Origin of the sequence: Streptococcus oralis subsp. tigurinus (assembly GCF_002096275.1) — a bacterium.
GTDB lineage: Bacteria > Bacillota > Bacilli > Lactobacillales > Streptococcaceae > Streptococcus > Streptococcus oralis_CN.
Window position 1 is genome coordinate 1 of sequence record NZ_NCUG01000008.1, and the last position, 1,285, is coordinate 1,285.

At 38.8% G+C, this 1,285-nt stretch carries 1 protein-coding gene; it reads right to left on the minus strand.

The genetic code is table 11. The annotated features are described in order from the left end of the window. Positions 1-1,285 (minus strand): Spy0128 family protein (locus tag B7725_RS00040; protein ID WP_275655505.1); only part of this gene is annotated, 1,285 nt, incomplete at both ends.

Genomic DNA, 1,285 nt, shown 5'->3' on the forward strand with positions numbered 1-1,285 from the left:
CACTATCATTCCAAACTTTCTTCACTGGAACCTGTGTTTTAGCTGGTGTGTAAACATTGGTGAAGGTTGTGCTATTAGCTGTACCATCACTGCTGTATTCAACCGTTGCATGCAATTTACCTTGACCATCATCGGTTACAGTTACTTTAGCTGTGATGGTCTTAGCATCGTAGGTGATACCATTCTCCGTTGTGCCAGCTTTTACTTCCTTAATAGTGTAAGTGTAAGTACCTGCTTCATCAAATGTCAACTCTGAGAACTTAACTTTTCCGTCAGCACCATTCTTCGCTTTTTCAACGTTACCAACTTGGTCTGTCAATGTAAATTCGAACATGTCAGCTTCGAGATTGCGATTGCTTAGTTTCTTATCTACTTCAAGAACAGCTTTGGCATTTTTAGCCTTATAGGTGTTTTCGAAAGTACTGTCGTTATTGTCATAGGTAACAGTTGCTTCAAGCGCTCCCTTACCGTTGTCAACAACTTTAATCGTTACTTCGATAGTCTTGTTAGAATAAGTGATTCCTTTATCAGTTGTCCCAGCATTCTTTTCAACGATGGTGTAATGATAAGTGTCAGCTTTATTGAATTCTAAATCTTCAAACTTAATGTTTCCAGCTGCATCATTTGTTGTTGTTTGAATTGGAGCTGTACCATTTTTCTCAAACAAGGCAAACTCGAATTCCCCACCTTGAAGCTGAATTGGCTTATCAGTATTCTTATTGATGAATGATTTGGTTGCCGAAACAGGAGCTTTCACATTAGCAGGCTTATAAGTATTGACGAATGTTTGAATTCCGGCATCTGTAATGGTGTTGATGGCACCAGAGATTGGTGGTACAAGATTAGAACCAGGTGCTGAAGTTGAAAATTCAGCTGCTGGAAGTGCTACTTGAGAAATTTCTAATTTCTCAACCCAGGCAACCAGTTGGCCTCTTCCATTATCATAGACGTGTACAATTACAGGAACTGTTCTATTATCATAGGTGATACCATTTTCAGTTTCACCTGCTTTTGCTTCCACAATGGTGTACTGATAATGTCCTTCTTTTGTAAATTTAATAGGCTTGAAGACTACGCGACCAGTTCCATCAGCATTAGTACCTTTATTCTTGATTCTTTGAACTTCTTTTCCATCATTATCTTTCAAGATAAATTCAAATTCTTCGTCTTGAAGCTCTGTTGGACGGCCTTCCAATTTTTTCTTAGCTTCAATTACAGCCTCAGCTGGTTCAGTGCTATACGTATTTGTAACAGTCAAATCAGCTGTTTGTGCTGGAGTATAGCC